The 17,048-nt window shown below is 64.6% G+C and carries 14 protein-coding genes; 6 read left to right on the plus strand and 8 right to left on the minus strand.

The features are described 5' to 3' along the window. Positions 1–113: 113 nt before the first annotated feature. The gene (locus IWX85_RS15485) at positions 114–1,112 is read left to right on the plus strand and encodes a MerR family transcriptional regulator (protein ID WP_231379823.1); all 999 of its coding nucleotides are present in this window, start codon (positions 114–116) and stop codon (positions 1,110–1,112) included. Between the two features lie 94 nt (positions 1,113–1,206). On the opposite strand, the gene IWX85_RS15490 is transcribed toward IWX85_RS15485, so the two are convergent. Further along, positions 1,207–3,537: a PAS domain S-box protein gene (locus IWX85_RS15490; protein ID WP_370584308.1), complete on the minus strand. Its 2,331-nt coding sequence runs from the start codon at positions 3,535–3,537 to the stop codon at positions 1,207–1,209. A gap of 330 nt (positions 3,538–3,867) precedes the next feature. Between IWX85_RS15490 and IWX85_RS15495 the strand changes: the two genes are divergently transcribed. The 3 genes from IWX85_RS15495 (at position 3,868) to IWX85_RS15505 (ending at position 6,645) form a co-directional block, all read left to right on the plus strand. Next, positions 3,868–4,434 carry a protocatechuate 3,4-dioxygenase gene (locus tag IWX85_RS15495; protein WP_036806650.1) on the plus strand — a complete coding sequence of 189 codons (567 nt, stop codon included), beginning with the start codon at positions 3,868–3,870 and terminating at the stop codon, positions 4,432–4,434. A 72-nt stretch (positions 4,435–4,506) separates the two neighbouring features. After that, positions 4,507–5,583: a metal-dependent hydrolase gene (locus IWX85_RS15500; protein WP_196870330.1), complete on the plus strand. Its 1,077-nt coding sequence runs from the start codon at positions 4,507–4,509 to the stop codon at positions 5,581–5,583. 57 nt (positions 5,584–5,640) lie between these two features. Continuing rightward, complete coding sequence (locus tag IWX85_RS15505; RefSeq protein ID WP_036812637.1) at positions 5,641–6,645, plus strand: AAA family ATPase; 1,005 nt, start codon at positions 5,641–5,643, stop codon at positions 6,643–6,645. 36 nt (positions 6,646–6,681) lie between these two features. Here the strand turns inward: IWX85_RS15505 and IWX85_RS15510 are convergent, their stop codons facing one another. The 4 genes from IWX85_RS15510 to gcl all read right to left on the minus strand — a co-directional run bounded on the left by IWX85_RS15510 (position 6,682) and on the right by gcl (position 11,549). Then, positions 6,682–7,740 (minus strand): aldo/keto reductase, encoded by a 1,059-nt coding sequence (locus IWX85_RS15510; protein WP_196870331.1) that lies wholly within the window; start codon positions 7,738–7,740, stop codon positions 6,682–6,684. A 255-nt stretch (positions 7,741–7,995) separates the two neighbouring features. Further along, complete coding sequence (glxR, locus tag IWX85_RS15515) at positions 7,996–8,901, minus strand: 2-hydroxy-3-oxopropionate reductase (protein ID WP_196870332.1); 906 nt, start codon at positions 8,899–8,901, stop codon at positions 7,996–7,998. Positions 8,902–8,929: 28 nt separating this feature from the next. Further along, positions 8,930–9,709 (minus strand): hydroxypyruvate isomerase, encoded by a 780-nt coding sequence (gene hyi / locus IWX85_RS15520; protein ID WP_196870333.1) that lies wholly within the window; start codon positions 9,707–9,709, stop codon positions 8,930–8,932. Between the two features lie 43 nt (positions 9,710–9,752). Continuing rightward, positions 9,753–11,549, minus strand: coding sequence for a glyoxylate carboligase (gene gcl / locus IWX85_RS15525; protein ID WP_196870334.1), 1,797 nt, complete (start codon positions 11,547–11,549; stop codon positions 9,753–9,755). Between the two features lie 141 nt (positions 11,550–11,690). Between gcl and IWX85_RS15530 the strand changes: the two genes are divergently transcribed. Then, positions 11,691–12,599, plus strand: a complete 909-nt coding sequence (locus tag IWX85_RS15530) for a LysR family transcriptional regulator (RefSeq protein ID WP_196870335.1) — start codon at positions 11,691–11,693, stop codon at positions 12,597–12,599. Between the two features lie 151 nt (positions 12,600–12,750). On the opposite strand, the gene IWX85_RS15535 is transcribed toward IWX85_RS15530, so the two are convergent. The 3 genes from IWX85_RS15535 to uraH all read right to left on the minus strand — a co-directional run bounded on the left by IWX85_RS15535 (position 12,751) and on the right by uraH (position 16,188). After that, the gene (locus tag IWX85_RS15535; protein WP_196870336.1) at positions 12,751–14,253 is read right to left on the minus strand and encodes a nucleobase:cation symporter-2 family protein; all 1,503 of its coding nucleotides are present in this window, start codon (positions 14,251–14,253) and stop codon (positions 12,751–12,753) included. A 116-nt stretch (positions 14,254–14,369) separates the two neighbouring features. Further along, the gene (locus tag IWX85_RS15540; protein WP_196870337.1) at positions 14,370–15,578 is read right to left on the minus strand and encodes a urate hydroxylase PuuD; all 1,209 of its coding nucleotides are present in this window, start codon (positions 15,576–15,578) and stop codon (positions 14,370–14,372) included. Positions 15,579–15,831: 253 nt separating this feature from the next. Further along, positions 15,832–16,188, minus strand: a complete 357-nt coding sequence (gene uraH, locus IWX85_RS15545; protein WP_196870338.1) for a hydroxyisourate hydrolase — start codon at positions 16,186–16,188, stop codon at positions 15,832–15,834. A 141-nt stretch (positions 16,189–16,329) separates the two neighbouring features. Here uraH and IWX85_RS15550 point away from each other — a divergent pair, with 141 nt between their 5' ends. After that, positions 16,330–17,043, plus strand: a complete 714-nt coding sequence (locus IWX85_RS15550) for a GntR family transcriptional regulator (protein ID WP_036806672.1) — start codon at positions 16,330–16,332, stop codon at positions 17,041–17,043. The last annotated feature ends 5 nt before the right edge of the window (positions 17,044–17,048 follow it).

Below are 17,048 nucleotides of genomic sequence, written 5' to 3' on the forward strand. Positions count from 1 at the left end.
CACAATTAAAACAAATTCAACGAAAAAAAGTCGAAACAAATCGAATTTTTAAGTTATAAACAGTGAAATCTACGCAAATAGCCATGCAAAAAACTACTCAAAATGACCCTGTGTTGACCAACACCCCTTTTCGCATCGGTGCGCTGGCAAAAATGACGGGGATTCCTGTCTCCACCCTTCGCATCTGGGAAGTCAGGCACCACGCCTTTTCCCCGTCAAAAACCACGGGAAAGCACCGGCTCTACAGCCAGGAGGATGTGCACAAGGCCGGTTTGCTCAAGGAGCTCAGCCGGCAGGGGCATGCCATCAGCACGATTGCACTCCTGGAGGCGGCGGCACTGGAAAGGCTGCAGCAGCCACAAAAGGTGCTGTCCAGACCGCCTGAAGCGCCAAAGCAGCCAGCCGGCACGGTGTCACTGGCGGTGATTGGCGCCGGAATTGCCGACCGTGTGGCGTCGGGAAAGTTCATCCGGCAGTTCCTGGGCAGCAGCCTGCGGGTGACCGACAGTTTTGCTGATTTGGCGCAGGCGGACGCCGCCGGTTTTCGGGAACCGCCCCAGATCCTGCTGGTCAAGGTCAACACCCTGCACGACAGCATCCGCAAACAAATCCAGGCACTGGCATTGAAGCAGGGCGTGGCGCATACGGTGGTGGTTTATGGCTTTGCCCAGGAAGCAGTGGTGCAAGCCATGCGGATGGCCGGCACCCTGGTGCGGCGCGGGCCGGTCTCGGACTACGAGTTGTCCGACCTGATCAGTTCGGTGCTGCTGGTCGACACGGCCAAAAGCCTGGGCGGAATTCACGCCGACTCACTGATTCCACCGCGCAAATATTCTGACGACACGCTGTCGCGGGTGGCAGGCATTTCAAGCAACATGCTGTGCGAATGCCCCAGGCATGTCGCCGAACTGATCGCGCAGTTGGCAAGCTTTGAACAATACAGCCAGGAGTGCCTGAACAAAAACGAGGAAGATGCGCACCTGCATGCCCACCTGCATGCCATTTCAGGCTCGGCACGCGCGCTTTTCGAGCGTGCGCTGGAAATGGTGGCCCAGCACGAAAATATCCCCCTGATGGCCGACTTCGAACCGACTGGCGGGCGGATCGGTTAGATCGCCAGGCGTACAGGACGATGCATCGCCCCCCTCGAGGCCCACGCGGCCAGCAGGCTGGGCAATGTCGCAGGGCAGTGGCACACGGACCCCGTCACGGCAGCGCCTCTCGCGTGCGTCCCAGCGTAAAAAAGAACGCCGCCCCTTCGTTTGGCGTGCTTTCGGCCCACACGCGGCCTCCGTGGCGTTCAATGATGCGCTTGACAGTGGCCAGACCGATGCCGGTTCCCGAGAATTCCTCGGGCGAATGCAGGCGCTCGAAGGTGCCGAACAGCTTGGGGGCAAAAGCCATGTCGAATCCCGCGCCGTTGTCCCTGACAAAAAAGACGGTGTTGCCGTCGAAATCCGGCTCGCCGCCAACCTGAATGCGCGCCAGTGGCTCCCGGGACGTGAACTTCCAGGCATTGCCCAGCAGGTTTTGAAAAACAACCGACAGCAGGCGGGCGTCGCCCTGCGCACTCAGGCCGTCCTGGATCTGCAGCACTGCCTGGCGCCCCGGCTCCTGCGCATGGTGGTTGCGCCCAATGCGCCGGGCGATGTCCGAAAGATCGACAGGCTTTGATTCGATCTGTTTGCGCGAGACATCGGCCAGGGTCAGCAGGCCTTCAATCAGATCGCCCATGTGCTTGACGCCCACCCCGATGCGCTCCAGGTAATGCTGGCCTTTCGCGCTCACCTGGCCGCCATCGACTTTCACCACCAGCTGGCTGAAGGCATGGATGCTGCTCAAGGGCGTGCGCAGGTCATGCGAGACCGAATAGGCAAAGGACTCCAGTTCCCGGTTCGCCCGCTCCAGCTCGAAGGTACGCAGCAGCACCCGCGCCTCGAGTCCGTTGTTCAGGCTGAGGATTTCCTGCTGCTGCTGCCTGCGCTCGGTGATGTCACGCCCGACCGCCACCCAATGGGTGAACTTGCCGGATTTGCCGGCGATGGGCGCGATGTCGGTTTCCAGCCAGCGTTCGCTGGCGTCCTTGGCGTAGATCACAATTTCCGCGCGCACCGCTTCCCGCCCGGCCATGGCGGCGCAAATCCGGTCCAGCTCGGAGCGCTGGGTGTTCGGCCCGCACAGCAGCCGTGAGGTCTGGCCCAGCACGTCCTCGCGGCTGTAGCCGGTCTGGCGCTCAAAGGCCTCATTCACAAAAACAATGCGCCGGCCGCCTTCATCCAGCGCGACGGCTTCGGTGATGATGACGATGTCGTTCAGGCGTGACACCGCCGTCTGCAGCAGCTGCAGTTGCGACTGTTCTGCGCGCTGCCGGGTGATGTCCTGAAAGTAAATCGCCAGCCCGTCTTGCGTGGGGTAGACATGAAAATGAATGCACAGGTTCAACGGCGGGTAAAAGGCTTCAAAGCGCGTCGTGCGCTGCTCCCGCAGGGCCAGGCGGCATTCGCGCTCCATGCGGGTGCCCCGGGTCTCGGGAAACTCCTGCCACAGGGTTTTTCCCAGAACCTCTTCGCGCCGGCGCTGAAGCATGCGCTCGGCCTGGCCGTTGAAAAAGGTGATCTTCCAGTCCTGGTCGATCAGGCAAAAGCCGTCGGTGATGCTTTCCAGCGTGGCGGTGAGCTGCGCCTCCAGGGAAAGCGCGCGCGCCTCGGCCTCCTTTTGCTGCGAAATGTCCTGGAACGCACCCTGGATGCGAACGATTTTTCCGCTGGCATCGCGCACCGCTTCACCCATCGAACGCACCCAGATTCGCCGCCCCGTCGCCGTGCACTTGGGCAGCACAAATTCATAGGGAACGCCGTTTTCGGCACAATTTTGCACATGGCTGGTCACCAGCGGCTGATGCTCGGGGGAAAAGTAGCCGATGCCCTCGTCCAGCGTGGGCGTGTAGCCCGGTGCGACATCGTGGATCAGGCAATTCTCGTCCGACCAGGTCAGCGTGCGCTCCGGAAGGTCGATCGTCCATCCGCCCAGGCGCGCCACCCTGCCGGCAATCCGGCTCATGTAGAGATTTTTGTCCAGCAGCTCGGTACGTTGCCTGAGTTCGTCAATATCGGTCAGTGTGCCCACCCAGCCGACGGGACGGCCGGCTGCGTCGCGCTGTGGAACCGCGCGGCCGAGCATCCAGCGGTAGACGCCGTCAACGCGGCGCAGCCGGCACTCCACCTCGCAGGCTTCGTGGCTGGCGCGCGCCTGGGTCCATAGCGCGGTGACCTGCGCGCAATCATCGGGATGGATGGACCGACTCCAGCCGTGGACCAGGCTGTCTTGCAGGGAAGCGCCGGAATAGTCCAGCCAGCGCTGGTTGAAGTAGGTGTGCAGGCCATCGGGTTGCATCGTCCAGACGATCTGGGGCATGGCATCTGCCAGCAGGCGAAACGCTGCGTCGCCTGGATGTGAAGCATCCCGCACAGGCCGATCACCGGCGGGCTCCCGGGCCGGGCCTGACAGAGGAGTCAGTTCGCTGCCTGCAATGCTCACGCGGTTTCCTTGGTTGCGTTGTCGCGAAATCTCCGGATGTGCCGGCATGGCTTGCATGGCCTGCGGGCGTGCATCGGACCTGGCATGCAGTATTGTGGCCCATCGCGCAACGCGCACACCCCTTTGCCTCAAACGTGCACGAACCCGGAAAAAGCATCCCGGATTCTGGCAAGCCCCTTGGCTGGCCAGACCGGGCGCAGGCGGGTAAATTACGCGTTTGGCCACCAAAGGGAGACCGTCATGCCCAGCCCCCTCGACGCGCGTCATGCCTGTACGCCAGGCAAGCGCCGAACATTGCTCGTCACTGGCGCAGCCGTTCTGGCCGCGACGATGGCGCCGATTGGCTTCGGACAGGCGCAGGCCCGCCCGCTCCAGCCGACGCCCAGCCAGACCGAAGGGCCGTTCTACCCGGTGGCCCTGCCCGCCGACAGCGACTTTGACCTGCTGCGCAACGGCAACGCCCCCTACCCGCGCGGCCAGCCGGCCTGGGTGGAAGGCACGGTGCGGGACACGGCGGGCAGGCCGGTGTCGGGCGCGGTGGTGGAAATCTGGCAGTGCGACCAGGCGGGCCACTACCACCACCCCGGCGACGGTGGCCGGGCCGACCCGGCGTTCCAGGGCTTTGGCCGCGTGACCGTGGGCCGCGACGGGGGCTACCGCTTTCGCACGCTGCGGCCGGCGCCGTACAGCGGGCGCACACCACACATCCATGTCAAGGTGCGGCTGGAGCGCCGGGAACTGCTGACCACCCAGCTTTACGTGGCAGGTGATCCGGGCAATGAACGTGACTTTCTGTGGCGGCAGTTGAACGCGCAAGGCCGTGCCGCGTTGACCGTGCCGTTCGCGCCGGATACGGACAGTCTGCGGGCGCGCTTTGCGATCATCGTGCAGGCCTGAAGCCGCGCCCCATCGCCGGCCCATCCTGCGGGCCACCCGGCTGGACGGGTGCCGTGCGCTAAGCTGCCCGCCATGGATTCACTCACCCAAATCGCCCTCGGCTCGGCCTTGAGCGTGGCCGTCATGGGCCGTCGCACCGCCGTCTGGAAGGCCGCACTCTGGGGCGCCGTGGCCGGCACCCTGCCCGACCTGGACGCCTTCATCGACCATGGCAACGCCATCTTGAACATGACGCGCCACCGCGCCGAAAGCCATTCGCTGCTGTTTCTCACCCTCGCGGCGCCGCTGCTGGCCTGGGGGGTCAGCCGGCTGCACGGCGAGCCAGCGCTGTTGCGGCGCTGGTGGCTGGCGCTGTGGCTGGCCTTGTTCACGCATCCGCTGCTCGATACCCTGACGGTGTATGGCACGCAGTTGCTCCAGCCCTTCAGCGACTACCCGTTTGCGGTGGGCAGCATCTTCATCATCGACCCGCTCTACACCGTACCGCTGCTTGTCGGCGTGGTGGCGGCGCTGCGCCTGAAAAGCCGGCGCGGCGTGCGCTGGAATGCGGCCGGCCTGGTGCTGAGCACGCTGTACCTGGGCTGGAGCGTCGGGGCGCAGCAGCAGGCGACGCAGATAGCGCGCGCCTCGCTTCAGGCCGAAGGCATCGCCACCAGCGGGCTGCTGGTCACACCCGCGCCGTTCAACACGCTGCTCTGGCGGCTGGTGGCGACCACGCCCACGCAGTATTTCGAAGGCCATTATTCGCTGCTGGACGACTCCCCGCGCATCCGCTGGCGTGCGCACGATCGGGGCGCAGCGCTCATGGACCGGCACGGCCAGGCACCGTCGGTCGCCCGCATCGCGGACTTCAGCCAAGGGTTTTACCGTCTTTCGGAATCCAGCGGCCGCTTGTTTGTGACGGACCTGCGCATGGGGCAGGAACCGGCCTACACCTTCAACTTCAACCTGGGCAAGCCTGCTGATCTGGCAGCGGGCGGCACAGCGCCGACGCTGGAAAGCCAGCGGCCGGACCTGGCCACGGCGCTGCCCTGGCTGTGGCGCCGCATGTGGGGCAAGGCGCCGGCGCCACACTTGCAGCGGGGGGTTGCAGCCAGCCAGCCCCTTCCCGGCCAGCCGGCCCCGAGTGTTGTAAATGCCTTGAGGTGAAAAAAGCAAAGATGTGTTTGAATGAAGTTCACGCAGCTCAACCACAAGGAGTGCTCGATGGAATCCATTCAAGTCGTTCCCCAGGCGCTTACCTTCACACTACCCGTGGCCAAGGTGCGCAGCGTCTACCAGATCGCCGATGTCGAACGCAAGCTGGGCAAGCTGCAGAGCAGCGAATCCCGCGAACACGACAGCCTGCGCGCTACCTATGAGCGCATGCTGGAGCGCGGCCCGGAGCGCTTCCAGATGAAGCCCAGCGGCATTCCTGAAATGGCGCCACTGTATGACGCGCTGCCCAACTTCACCGACGTGCTCGACGACGTGCGGCGCCATGTCGCCCTGAGCCATGACAGCAGCGACGGCCTGGAGGTCACGCCGATGCTGCTGCTGGGCCAGCCGGGCATCGGCAAGACGCATTTCGCCCGGCAGGTGGCCGACCTGATCGGCACCGGCATGAACCTGGTGTCGATGGGTTCGCTCACTGCCGGCTGGCTGCTGTCGGGCTCCGCGTCGCAGTGGAAGGGCGCCAAGCCGGGCAAGGTGTTCGAGTCGCTGGTCGATGGCCGCTATGCCAACCCGGTCATCGTGATCGACGAGATCGACAAGGCCGCCAGCGACGCGCAGTACGACCCGCTTGGCTCGCTGTACAGCCTGCTGGAACACGACACGGCTTCGTCCTTCGTCGACGAGTTCGCCGAAGTGCCGATCGACGCCAGCCAGGTGCTGTGGATCACCACCGCCAACGACGAGCGCGGCATTCCCAAACCGATTTTGAACCGCATGAATGTGTTCGAGATCCAGCCGCTCACGCCGGCCCAGGCGCGGCACATCGCGCTGCGCCTGTACTTGGCAATCCGTGCCGGCCACGACTGGGGCTCGCGCTTTGATGACGCGCCATCCGACGACCTGCTCGACATGCTGTCCGGCCTGGTTCCCCGGGAAATGCGCCGGGCGCTGATGGCCGCTTTCGGCAATGCGCGGCTGGCCTGCCGGGGCCAGTTGCAGGTCGATGACCTGCCACGCAGCGCAGCCGGCAAGTCCCGGATCGGCTTCATGCAGTAGCGCAGCCAGGGTAGCGCCTCAGCCCCGGCGAATCGCTCAGGCGTTTCCTGGCAGCGCCGGCGCCATCTGCTTGCGCCGGTATTCGCCCTGGCGCTCCAGCATCCAGCCGGGGTATTCGGCCGCCAGCGCGCTGGCGTCGCCTATCTGGCGCAACTCGTCCGGGCTGAGCACGACGCCGGTGGCGGCGAGGTTGTCGGCCAGCTGCTCGGGCCGCTTGGCGCCGACAATGACGCTGGTGACCTGCGGCTGGTGCAGCAGCCAGGCCAGCGCCACTCTGGCCACCGACACGCCCTTGGCTTCGGCGATCGGGCGCATGGCGTCGATGCAGTCCCAGGCCTTGTCCTTGTTGACCGGCGGAAAGTCGAAGGCGATGCGGCGGCTGCCTTCCTCGGCCTGGCCCTGCGAATCGCGGCTGTACTTGCCGCTTAAAAAGCCGCCAGCCAGCGGGCTCCAGACCATCAGCCCGACGCCTTCGCTTTTGAGCATCGGGACGAGTTCGCGCTCCAGGTCGCGCCCGGCCACGCTGTAGTAGGCCTGCAGCGATTCAAAGCGTGCCAGCCCCAGGCGTTCGGACATGCCCAGCGCCTTCATGATCTGCCAGGCGGCCCAGTTGGACACGCCGATGTAGCGCACATGGCCGTGCCGCACCAGCTGGTCCAGGGCGCGCAGGGTTTCATCCATCGGCGTCGCGGGGTCGAAACCGTGGACCTGGTAGAGGTCGATGTGGTCGAGCTGCAGGCGCTTGAGGCTGGCCTTGACGCCGTCGAGGATGTGGCTGCGGGTGAGACCCCGGCCATTCGGTCCTTCGCCGGTCTGGCCAAACACCTTGGTCGCCACGACCACCTGTTCACGCGGAATCTTGAGGTTTTTCAGCGCCTGGCCGGTGATTTCTTCGGATACGCCTTCCGAATACACATCGGCGGTGTCGATGAAATTGATGCCGGCATCGACTGCCTGGCCGATCAGTGCTTCAGCGTCGTTTTGTTGCAGCGCGCCGATCTGACGCCACATGCCGTCGGCGCCGCCAAACGTCATGGTGCCCAGGCACAGCTCGGATACGAAAAGGCCGGTGCGGCCAAGAGGGTGGTAACGCATGTCGTTGAAACTCCGGTACGTTGGATGGCCGGGCGCCCGGCCCGGTACAGGCCTGCCAGCATAAGCGCCCCCGGCCGATGCCGCAGGCGCCGGGAAAAGGCTGACCAGGGGCTGTGGCTTTGCCTCGCCAGCGGCCCCAACCGGATCACGACAATTTTTTTAATGAAAAATGACCTTTGCGCATGATTGTATTGCGTTTGCAGCTATCAATTCATGAGTAAAACGTCAACCTGCGTCGCCACCCTCCCCCAAGGCTCAAGCCGCCTGCTGGCCGATTTCGAAATGGGCCATCATCTCCAGCGCCCTGACCATGGCCGAATGGTCCCAGGCCTTGCCGCCGTGGGCGACGCAGGAATTGAACAGCTCCTGCGCCATGGCGGTGTTGGGCAAGGCCACCCCGAGCGCGCGGGCGCTGGACAGCGCCAGGTTCAGATCCTTCTGGTGCAGCGCGATGCGAAAGCCCGGCGCGAAGGTGCGCCTGACCATGCGCTCGCCATGCACTTCGAGGATTTTCGACGCGGCAAACCCGCCCATCAGCGCCTGGCGCACCCGCGCCGGGTCGGCCCCGGCCTTGGCCGCAAACAGCAATGCCTCGGCCACGGCCTCGATGTTCAGCGCGACGATGATCTGGTTGGCGACCTTGGCGGTCTGGCCGTCGCCATTGCCGCCGACCAGCGTGATGTTCTTGCCCATCAGCGCGAACAGCGGCTTGACGCGCTCGAAGGTTGCCTCCGGGCCGCCGACCATGATCGACAGCGTGGCATTTTTGGCGCCGACCTCGCCGCCGGACACCGGCGCATCCAGGTAGTCGCAGCCCAGCGCGTTGATTTTTTGGGCAAACGCCTTGGTGGCGATCGGCGAGATCGAGCTCATGTCGATCACCACCTTGCCGGCGCTCAGCCCGGCGGCAATGCCTTTGTCGGAAAACAGCGCCGCCTCCACATCCGGTGTGTCAGGCACCATCAGGATCATGAAATCGGCCCGCTCGGCCACGCCGCGCGCGCTCACGCACTGGGTGGCGCTGCTGCCGGCAATCGCAGCAGGCATCTTGCCGCGCGTGTGGACGAACAGCTGGTGGCCGGCCTTGATGAGCTGACCGGCCATGGGCGCGCCCATGACGCCCAGGCCGACGAAACCGATGTTCAGGGGTTGTGAAGTCATGAGGTGTTCTCCTTGTTGTGGTGAGGGATCAATCCGCAAGCCGCTGCCGCCAGCCCAGGCCGGCTTCGGTCGTGGTGGCGGGCTTGTATTCGCAGCCGATCCAGCCGCCGTAGCCGATGCGGTCCAGGTGCGCGAACAGGAAGGCGTAGTTGATCTCGCCGGTGCCCGGCTCGTGGCGGCCCGGGTTGTCGGCCTGCTGGACATGGCCGATGCGCGGCAAGTACTTCTGCAGCGTCGCGGCCAGCTCGCCCTCCATGCGCTGGGCATGGTAGAGGTCGTACTGCACGAAAGCGTTGTCGGCGCCCACCACGTCCAGGATCGCCACCGCCTGCGCCGTGCGGTTCAGGTAGAAGCCCGGGATGTCGAAGGTGTTGATGGGCTCGATCAACAAGCGCAAACCGGCCTTCTTCAGCTCGGCAGCGGCAAAGCGCAGGTTGTCGACGAAGGTCTGGCGCAGCACTTCATCGGACACGCCGGCTGGGGCCTTGCCGGCCAGGCAGTTGAGCTGCTGCACGCCCAATGCGTGGGCGTAAACAATGGCTTTAGCCACGCCTTCGCGGAATTCCGACACCCGCTCAGGCAGGCAGGCGATGCCGCGCTCGCCGGCATCCCAGTCGCCGGCCGGCAGGTTGTGCAGCACCAGCGTCAAATGATTGGCGTCCAGGCGCTGGCGGATTTCTTCGGCCGGCCAGGCATACGGAAACAAAAATTCCACGGCTTTGAAGCCTGCTTTGGCGGCTTTGTCAAAGCGTTCCAGAAACGGCACTTCCGTGAAGAGCATGGTGAGGTTGGCAGCGAAACGCGGCATGTCAATGTCCTTGGGGTTATTGGTTTACGGGGTGGCACCGCGACTATTCAAGCAAGCCGGCCAGCGCCAGGCCCTTGAGCCCTTCGGGATGGCGGCAGTCGATGTCCTCGAACTCGTTGACCTTGTCGATCTCCACGCCCATGGCGATGTTGGTGACTTTTTCCAGGATGATCTCGACCACCACCGGCACCCGGTGCTCGGCCGCCATGACCCGCGCCTGGCGCAGCGCCGCCTCGATGTCGGCCGGGTCCTTGACGCGCAGCGCCTTGCAGCCCAGCCCTTCGACCACGGCCACATGGTCCACGCCATAGCTGCGCAGCTTGTCGTCCGAGTCCGGCACATTGATGTTGTCAAACGCCAGCTGCACGCAAAAGTCCATGTCAAAGCCGCGCTGGCTCTGGCGAATCAAGCCCAGGTAGGCGTTGTTGACCAGCACATGCACATAGGGCAGCTTGAACTGCGCGCCGACGGCGAGCTCTTCCAGCAAAAACTGAAAGTCGTAGTCGCCGGTGATGGCCACCACCGTGCGGGTCGGGTCGGCCGCCACCACGCCGAGCGCTGCCGGCATCGACCAGCCCAGCGGGCCGGCCTGGCCGCAGTTGATCCACTGGCGCGGGCCGTAGATGTTCAGGAACTGGCCCGCCGCAATCTGGCTCAGGCCGATGTTGCTCACATACACCGTGTCACGCGGAAACACCTTGTTCATTTCCTCGTAGACGCGCTGCGGCTTGATCGGAATGTTGTCGTAATGCGTCTTGCGGTGCATCAGGCGCTTGCGCTCGGCGCAGCGGCCGGCCCAGTCGGCGCGGCTGGGCAGGTTGCCGGCCGCCTGGCGCTCCCGGGCGATATCGACGAACAGCTGCAGGGCCGCTTTGGCGTCCGACACAATGCCCAGGTCGGGTGTGAAGACGCGGCCGATCTGCGTCGGCTCGATGTCCACATGCACGAAGGTGCGGCCCTTGCAGTACACCTCGGTCGAGCCGGTGTGGCGATTCGCCCAGCGGTTGCCGATGCCCAGCACAAAGTCGCTGGCCAGCAGGGTCGCATTGCCGTAGCGGTGGCTGGTCTGCAGGCCGACCATGCCGGCCATCAGCGGATGGTCGTCGGGAATCGTGCCCCAACCCATCAGCGTCGGGATCACCGGCACGCCGGTCAGCTCGGCAAACTCGACCAGCAAGTCAGACGCATCGGCATTGATGATGCCGCCGCCAGCGACGATCAGCGGCCGCTCGGCCTGGGCCAGCATATCCAGCGCCTTCTCGATCTGCTTGCGCGAGGCAAACGGCTTGTACACCGGCAGCGGCTCGTAGGTGTCGATGTCGAACTCGATTTCGGTCATTTGCACATCGAAGGGCAAGTCGAGCAGCACCGGGCCGGGCCGGCCCGAGCGCATCAGGTGAAAGGCCTGCTGAAAGGCGCGCGGCAGCTGGCCGGGTTCGCGCACGAGGTAAGACCATTTGGTCAGCGGCTTGGAAATGCTTTCAATGTCGACCGCCTGGAAGTCTTCCTTGTACAGCCGGGCGCGCGGCGCCTGGCCGGTGATGCACAGGATCGGGCTGCTGTCGGCGCTGGCCGAGTACAGGCCGGTGACCATGTCGGTGCCGCCGGGGCCGGAGGTGCCGATGCACACGCCGATGTTGCCCGCCTTGGCGCGGGTATAGCCCTCGGCCATGTGCGAGGCGCCCTCGACATGGCGCGCCAGGATGTGGGCGATCGACTGGCGCTCGCGCATCGCCGCATACAGCGGATTGATGGCCGCGCCCGGCACGCCGAAGGCCTGCGTCACGCCTTCTTTTTCCATCACCAGAACGGCGGCCATTGCGGCCTTCATTTTTGCCATTGCTTGTCTCCTTGTGTAAATGTGAATGGCTCCATCATTCGCCCGATGCACCGGCTTGAGAACCCTGTTCAGCCGATAAGACCTATTCCGTGGCGGCATAAAGAAAGCAGGCCAGCGCGCCGGGCGATTAAAGTCAGGCCCATGGACAGAGTCACCGGCATAGCGCTTTTCATTCGCGTCGTTGAAACCGGCAGCTTCAGCAAGGCTGCCCAGGAAACCGGCATCACCCAACCCACCGCCACCAAGGCGGTGGCCGCGATGGAGCAGCGCCTGGGCGCACGGCTGCTGCACCGCTCGACCCGCGGCGTGACGCTGACCGAGGTGGGCGCGCTCTACTATGAAAAATGCAAGCTGATCGCCCGCGAGATTGAGGAGGCCGACAACCTGGCCACGCTGCAGCAAAGCAAGGTCGGCGGCAACCTGCGCATCAGCACTTCAGTAGCGTTCGGGCGGCGCGTGGTGGTGCCGCTGGTGCTGCGCTACATGCAGCAGCACCCGGACATCACGCTGGACCTGAGCTTTGACGACCGCTACGTGAACCTGGTCGAGCAAGGCGTTGACCTGGCCATCCGCATGGGGCCGATGGCCGACTCGACGCTGGGCGCGCGCTACCTGGGCACCAACCCGTGGCTGATGGTCGCGGCGCCGTCATATCTGCAGGCGCGCGGCACGCCGGGCAGCGCGGCCGATTTGGCGGCGCATGCTTGCCTGGTGTACAGCAGCGTGCAGGGCGACGACCGCTGGAGCCTGGTCAGCCCGGCGGGCCAGAAGCAGTCGGTGCCGGTCAGGGGGCCGCTGCGCTCGAACAACCTGTCGGCGGTGCTGGCGGCCGCGCGCGCGGGCATGGGGCTGGCGGTGCTGCCCTGGTACGTCGCGCGCGAGTCGCTGGCCGATGGCGCCGTCGTGCCGGTGCTGGCCGACCACGGACTGCCCGGGCAGGAAGTGCATGCCGTGTTTCCCTCGCCCAGGCTGGTGCCGCTGAAGGTCACCAGCTTCAGCGGCTTTTTGCAGCAGGCGCTGGCGGGCGACTGGTGGCGTCAGGCGATGTGAAACCCACCGCCTGCGATCCCGCAGGCACAGGATTTCCTGGAGTGCATAGGTTCCAGCCGGCAAACCACTTTTTCAGCATCAAATACGCTGCTTGCGCATATCCAGCATGCGACAGCAGCTATTGATTAAGTAGCAAAAAGCTTTTCCAAACTCAATGCGCCTCGGCCAGTTTGGCCGCCTCGATGGAACGGCCCACGTCGGCCTTGGCGCCGTTGAAGAACAGGTTGAGCAGCACCGCCGACACGGCGGTCAGCAAGATGCCCGATTCGAGCAGCGGGTGCAGGCTGTGCGCCATCTGCTGCATCCAGCGCGGCGCCACCAGCGGGACCAGGCCGAAGCCGATGGCCAGCGCGACGATGTAGAGGTTGTTGCGGTTGCCCTTGTAATCCACCGTGGACAGGATGCGGATGCCGGTGGCCGCGACCATGCCAAACATCACCAGCCCGGCGCCGCCCAGCACGAAGATCGGAATCGACTCGACGAAGGCCGCCATCTTGGGCAGCATGCCCAGGATGACCATGATGACGCCGCCCGCCACGCAGACCCAGCGGCTCTTCACGCCGGTCACGCCGACCAGGCCGACGTTTTGCGAAAAACTGGTGTAGGGAAAGGTGTTGAAGATGCCGCCGATCAGCGTGCCCAGGCCGTCGGTGCGCAGGCCGGCCGACATCTCGGCCTGGCTGACCTTCTTGCCCGTCAGGTCCGACAGCGCCAGGAACATGCCGACCGACTCGATCATCACCACGACCATCACCAGCGTCATGGTCAGGATCATCACGAGGTCAAACGTCGGCGGGCCAAAGGCAAACGGCGTCACCACATCGAACCAGTGCGCCTTGCCGACCTTGTCGAAGTTCATCTTGCCCAGCGAGAGGGCCAGCACGCAGCCGGCGGCCATGCCCAGCAGCACCGAAATGTTGGCCACGAAGCCGCGCATGTACTTGACCAGCAGCAAGATGACCCCCAGCACGAAGGCGGCAATCGCCAGGTTGTCGAGCGCGCCATAGGCCAGGTTGTCAAGCATCGGGATCGGCCCGGGCAGCTTGAGCGCCGGCGCCGCTGCGCCCGCTGGCGCCGAGGCGGCAGCCGTGGCGGCCGCCGCCTTGGCGCTGTCCACCATGGCCACCAGTTGGGGCACATCGACCGTTTGCGCCAGTTGCGCCGGCCCGCCCACGGCCCAGCCCACGCCGACCCGCATCAGGCTGATGCCGATGATGGCAATGATGGTGCCGGTGACCACCGGCGGAAAAAAGCGCAGCAGCCGGCTGACCATGGGCGCGATCAGCATCGACAGCACGCCCGCCCCGATGATGGCGCCAAAGATGGCGCGCGCGCCCTCGACGCCGGGCATGGCATTGGCAAAGGCCACCATCGGCCCGACGGCGGCAAACGTCACGCCCATCATCACCGGCAGCCGGATGCCGAAGTAGCGGCCACAGCCGAGCGACTGGATCAGCGTGACGATGCCGCAGGCAAACAGGTCGGCCGAGATCAAGAGGGCAACCTGGTCGGGCGAGAGCTTCAGCGCGCGGCCGACGATCAGCGGCACGGCGATGGCGCCGGCATACATCACCATCACATGCTGCAGGCCCAGCGCGGTGAGTTTTCCGATGGGCAGCTTTTCATCTACCGGATGCACGGTGTCAGGGGTCATGCTTGTCTCCTTGGGGGTCGTTTTGGGGTAGGCTGGAAAAAAGCCCGTTCACACCACGGGCCGGGGGCGGTGTCCGCCTGGAATGCGGTGCCGGATGCGGTGGTGCGCCAGCCGGTCTAGTTGACCGGGGCGCCAGCCTCGAACCAGTGCTTGAGCACGGCGCGTTCGTCGTCGGTGATCTGCGTGGCATTGTTCATGGGCATGATCTTCAGCACGACCGCCTGCTGGTACAGCGCCTGGGCATGCTGCTTGACCAATTCGGGGGTGTGCAGGGCCACGCCCTTGCTTTGCAGCTGCGCGTTGTGGCACAGGACGCAGCGCTGGTCGATGACGGTCTTGACTTCAGCAAAATTGACCGGCTTGCCCGCCGCCGCAACGGCAGCGGCCGATGGCGGCGGCGGCGCCATCCACACCACCAGCGCGACCAGCATGGCCGCGCCCAGACCGGCATATTCCCAGGGCGCGCGCCTGCCCTGAACCCCGGCCTTGTGCCGGGCCACGAAGCTGTGGCGGATCAAGGCGCCGGCCAGCATCAGGGCCACCAGCACCAGCCAGTTGCCCTTGGCCGAATACAGCCAGCCGTAATGGTTGGACAGCATGGCAATCAGCACCGGCAGCGTGAAATAGGTGTTGTGCACGCTGCGCTGCTTGGCGCGCCAGCCATGGACCGGGTCGACCGGCAGGCCGGCCTTGAGCTGGGCCACCACCTTGCGCTGGCCGGGAATGATCCAGACAAACACGTTGGCGCTCATGGTGGTGGCCAGCATGGCGCCCACCAGCAAGAAGGCCGCCCGGCCGGCGAACAGCTGGCAAGCCAGCCAGGCGGCAAACACCACGAAGACCAGCAGGCAGCTGCCGACGATCAGCTCGCCGTTCTTGCGCCGGCCAAAGGTGCGGCAGATGGTGTCGTACACCACCCAGCCCGCCACCAGGAAGCCCAGCGCAGCGCCAATGGCCGCACCGGCCGACCAGTCATACACACTTTTATCGACCAGGAAAGTGGCCGCATTGAACAGGTAGAGCACCGTGAACAGCGCAAAGCCGGTCAGCCAGGTGGAGTAGCTTTCCCAGTAGAACCAGTGCAGGTTCTCGGGCATCTGCCTGGGCGCGACCAGGTACTTTTGCGGGTGGTAGAAGCCCCCGCCGTGCACCGCCCAGAGTTCACCGTCCACGCCTTTTTTGACCAGTTCCGGGTCTTCGGGTGGGGTCAGGCTGCTGTCCAGGAAGACGAAATAGAACGACGAGCCGATCCACGCAATCGCCGTGATGACATGGGCCCAGCGCAGCAGCAGGTTGGCCCAGTCGAGAAGGTATGCGGTATCCATTTGCGCGCTCACAGTCAAGGAATGCACAGCCGCCATGCGCTGCGCTTTCCCCTTACCACTGCGGGCTCTCTAAGGAGTGGACATCGCAACCGGGTAGACCAGCCCCCAAAGGGCCAGCGGACGCGGGCTCCGCGGCGACGTGGAATTAATGTATACAGTTTTCAAGACGCGAATTCACAGGGTTTTCCCGGCATCGTGTAAAAAATTCTACATTGCCGCTAATCATGCAAGAACCCGGCCAACCAGCCGACGCTCAGGAGCCCCGGTAGGTCGCGTAGGTCCAGGGCGTCACCAGCAAGGGCACGTGGTAATGGCCCTGCGCGTCGGCGATGCCAAAATCAATCGGCACGACATCGACAAAGGCCGGCTCGGGCAGCACGACGCCACGGGCACGGAAGTAGGCCGCAACGTCGAATAGCAGCCGATAACGCCCGGCAGCCATGGCGCTGGCGTCCAGCAGCGGCCCGCCCGCGTTGCGGCCATCGGCATTCAGGGTGAGGGTTTTGAGGGTCTCGAAGCTTTCGCCTTTGACGCGCTGCAGTGTCACCGTCATGCCGGCAGCAGGGCAACCGTTCATGGTGTCAAGCACATGGGTACTGAGATGGCCCATAAAAATTCTCCTTTTTTTAAAACACAACGAAACTGACACGCTTCCCGAACATCAGGGCCGTGGAAGTGATAAAAACTTGTTTCACTGAAATAAATTGTATACACTTTGAAAACACCAACGAACAGCCAAGCACACACATTTATGAAACGTCTTCACCATCTTCAGGTCGTCGGGGCCAAGGAACAGGCGGCGCGGCCCGGCTCGACGCAACGCATTGTGGAGTCGATCACGGCCGCCATCGTGGAGCGCCGGTTGATGCCCGGCACCAAGCTCACCGAACAAAAGATCGCTGACATTTTTGACGTCTCGCGCACCATCGTGCGCCAGGCCTTGAATCAGCTCAGCCGGGAGCACCTGGTCGTTCTTGAGCCGGCACGGGGCGCGTCCGTCGCCATGCCCAGTATTGAGGAGGCCCGCCAGGTGTTTGAAGTCCGCGCCATGGTCGAATCCGCGATGGTGCGCCAGCTCTGCGCGCAAATCACCGATGCGCACATCGTGCAACTGCGCGCCCACCTGCGTGACGAGAAGGACGCCATCCACCGCACCGATGTGCCGGGCCGCACACGGTTGCTGGCCGACTTTCACGTGCTGCTCGCGCGCCTGCTGGGCAATGAGGTGCTGGCCCGGTTGCTGGCCGATCTGCTCAGCCGCTCGTCGCTGATTTCGCTGATGTACCAGTCAGCCCATTCCGCCGTGCACTCCCAGGACGAGCACCTGCACATCGTGGACGCGCTCGAAAAGCGCGATGCCCGCACGGCGATCCGGCTGATGGAGCACCACATAGCCAATGTCGAACGCAACCTGCGGCTCAACCCCAATTCCACGGACCTTGCCGATGCGCTTCGGCCTCTTTGATGGAC

Origin of the sequence: Polaromonas sp. CG_9.11 (genome assembly GCF_015752225.1) — a bacterium.
In the GTDB taxonomy this organism is placed as follows: Bacteria; Pseudomonadota; Gammaproteobacteria; order Burkholderiales; family Burkholderiaceae_C; genus Polaromonas.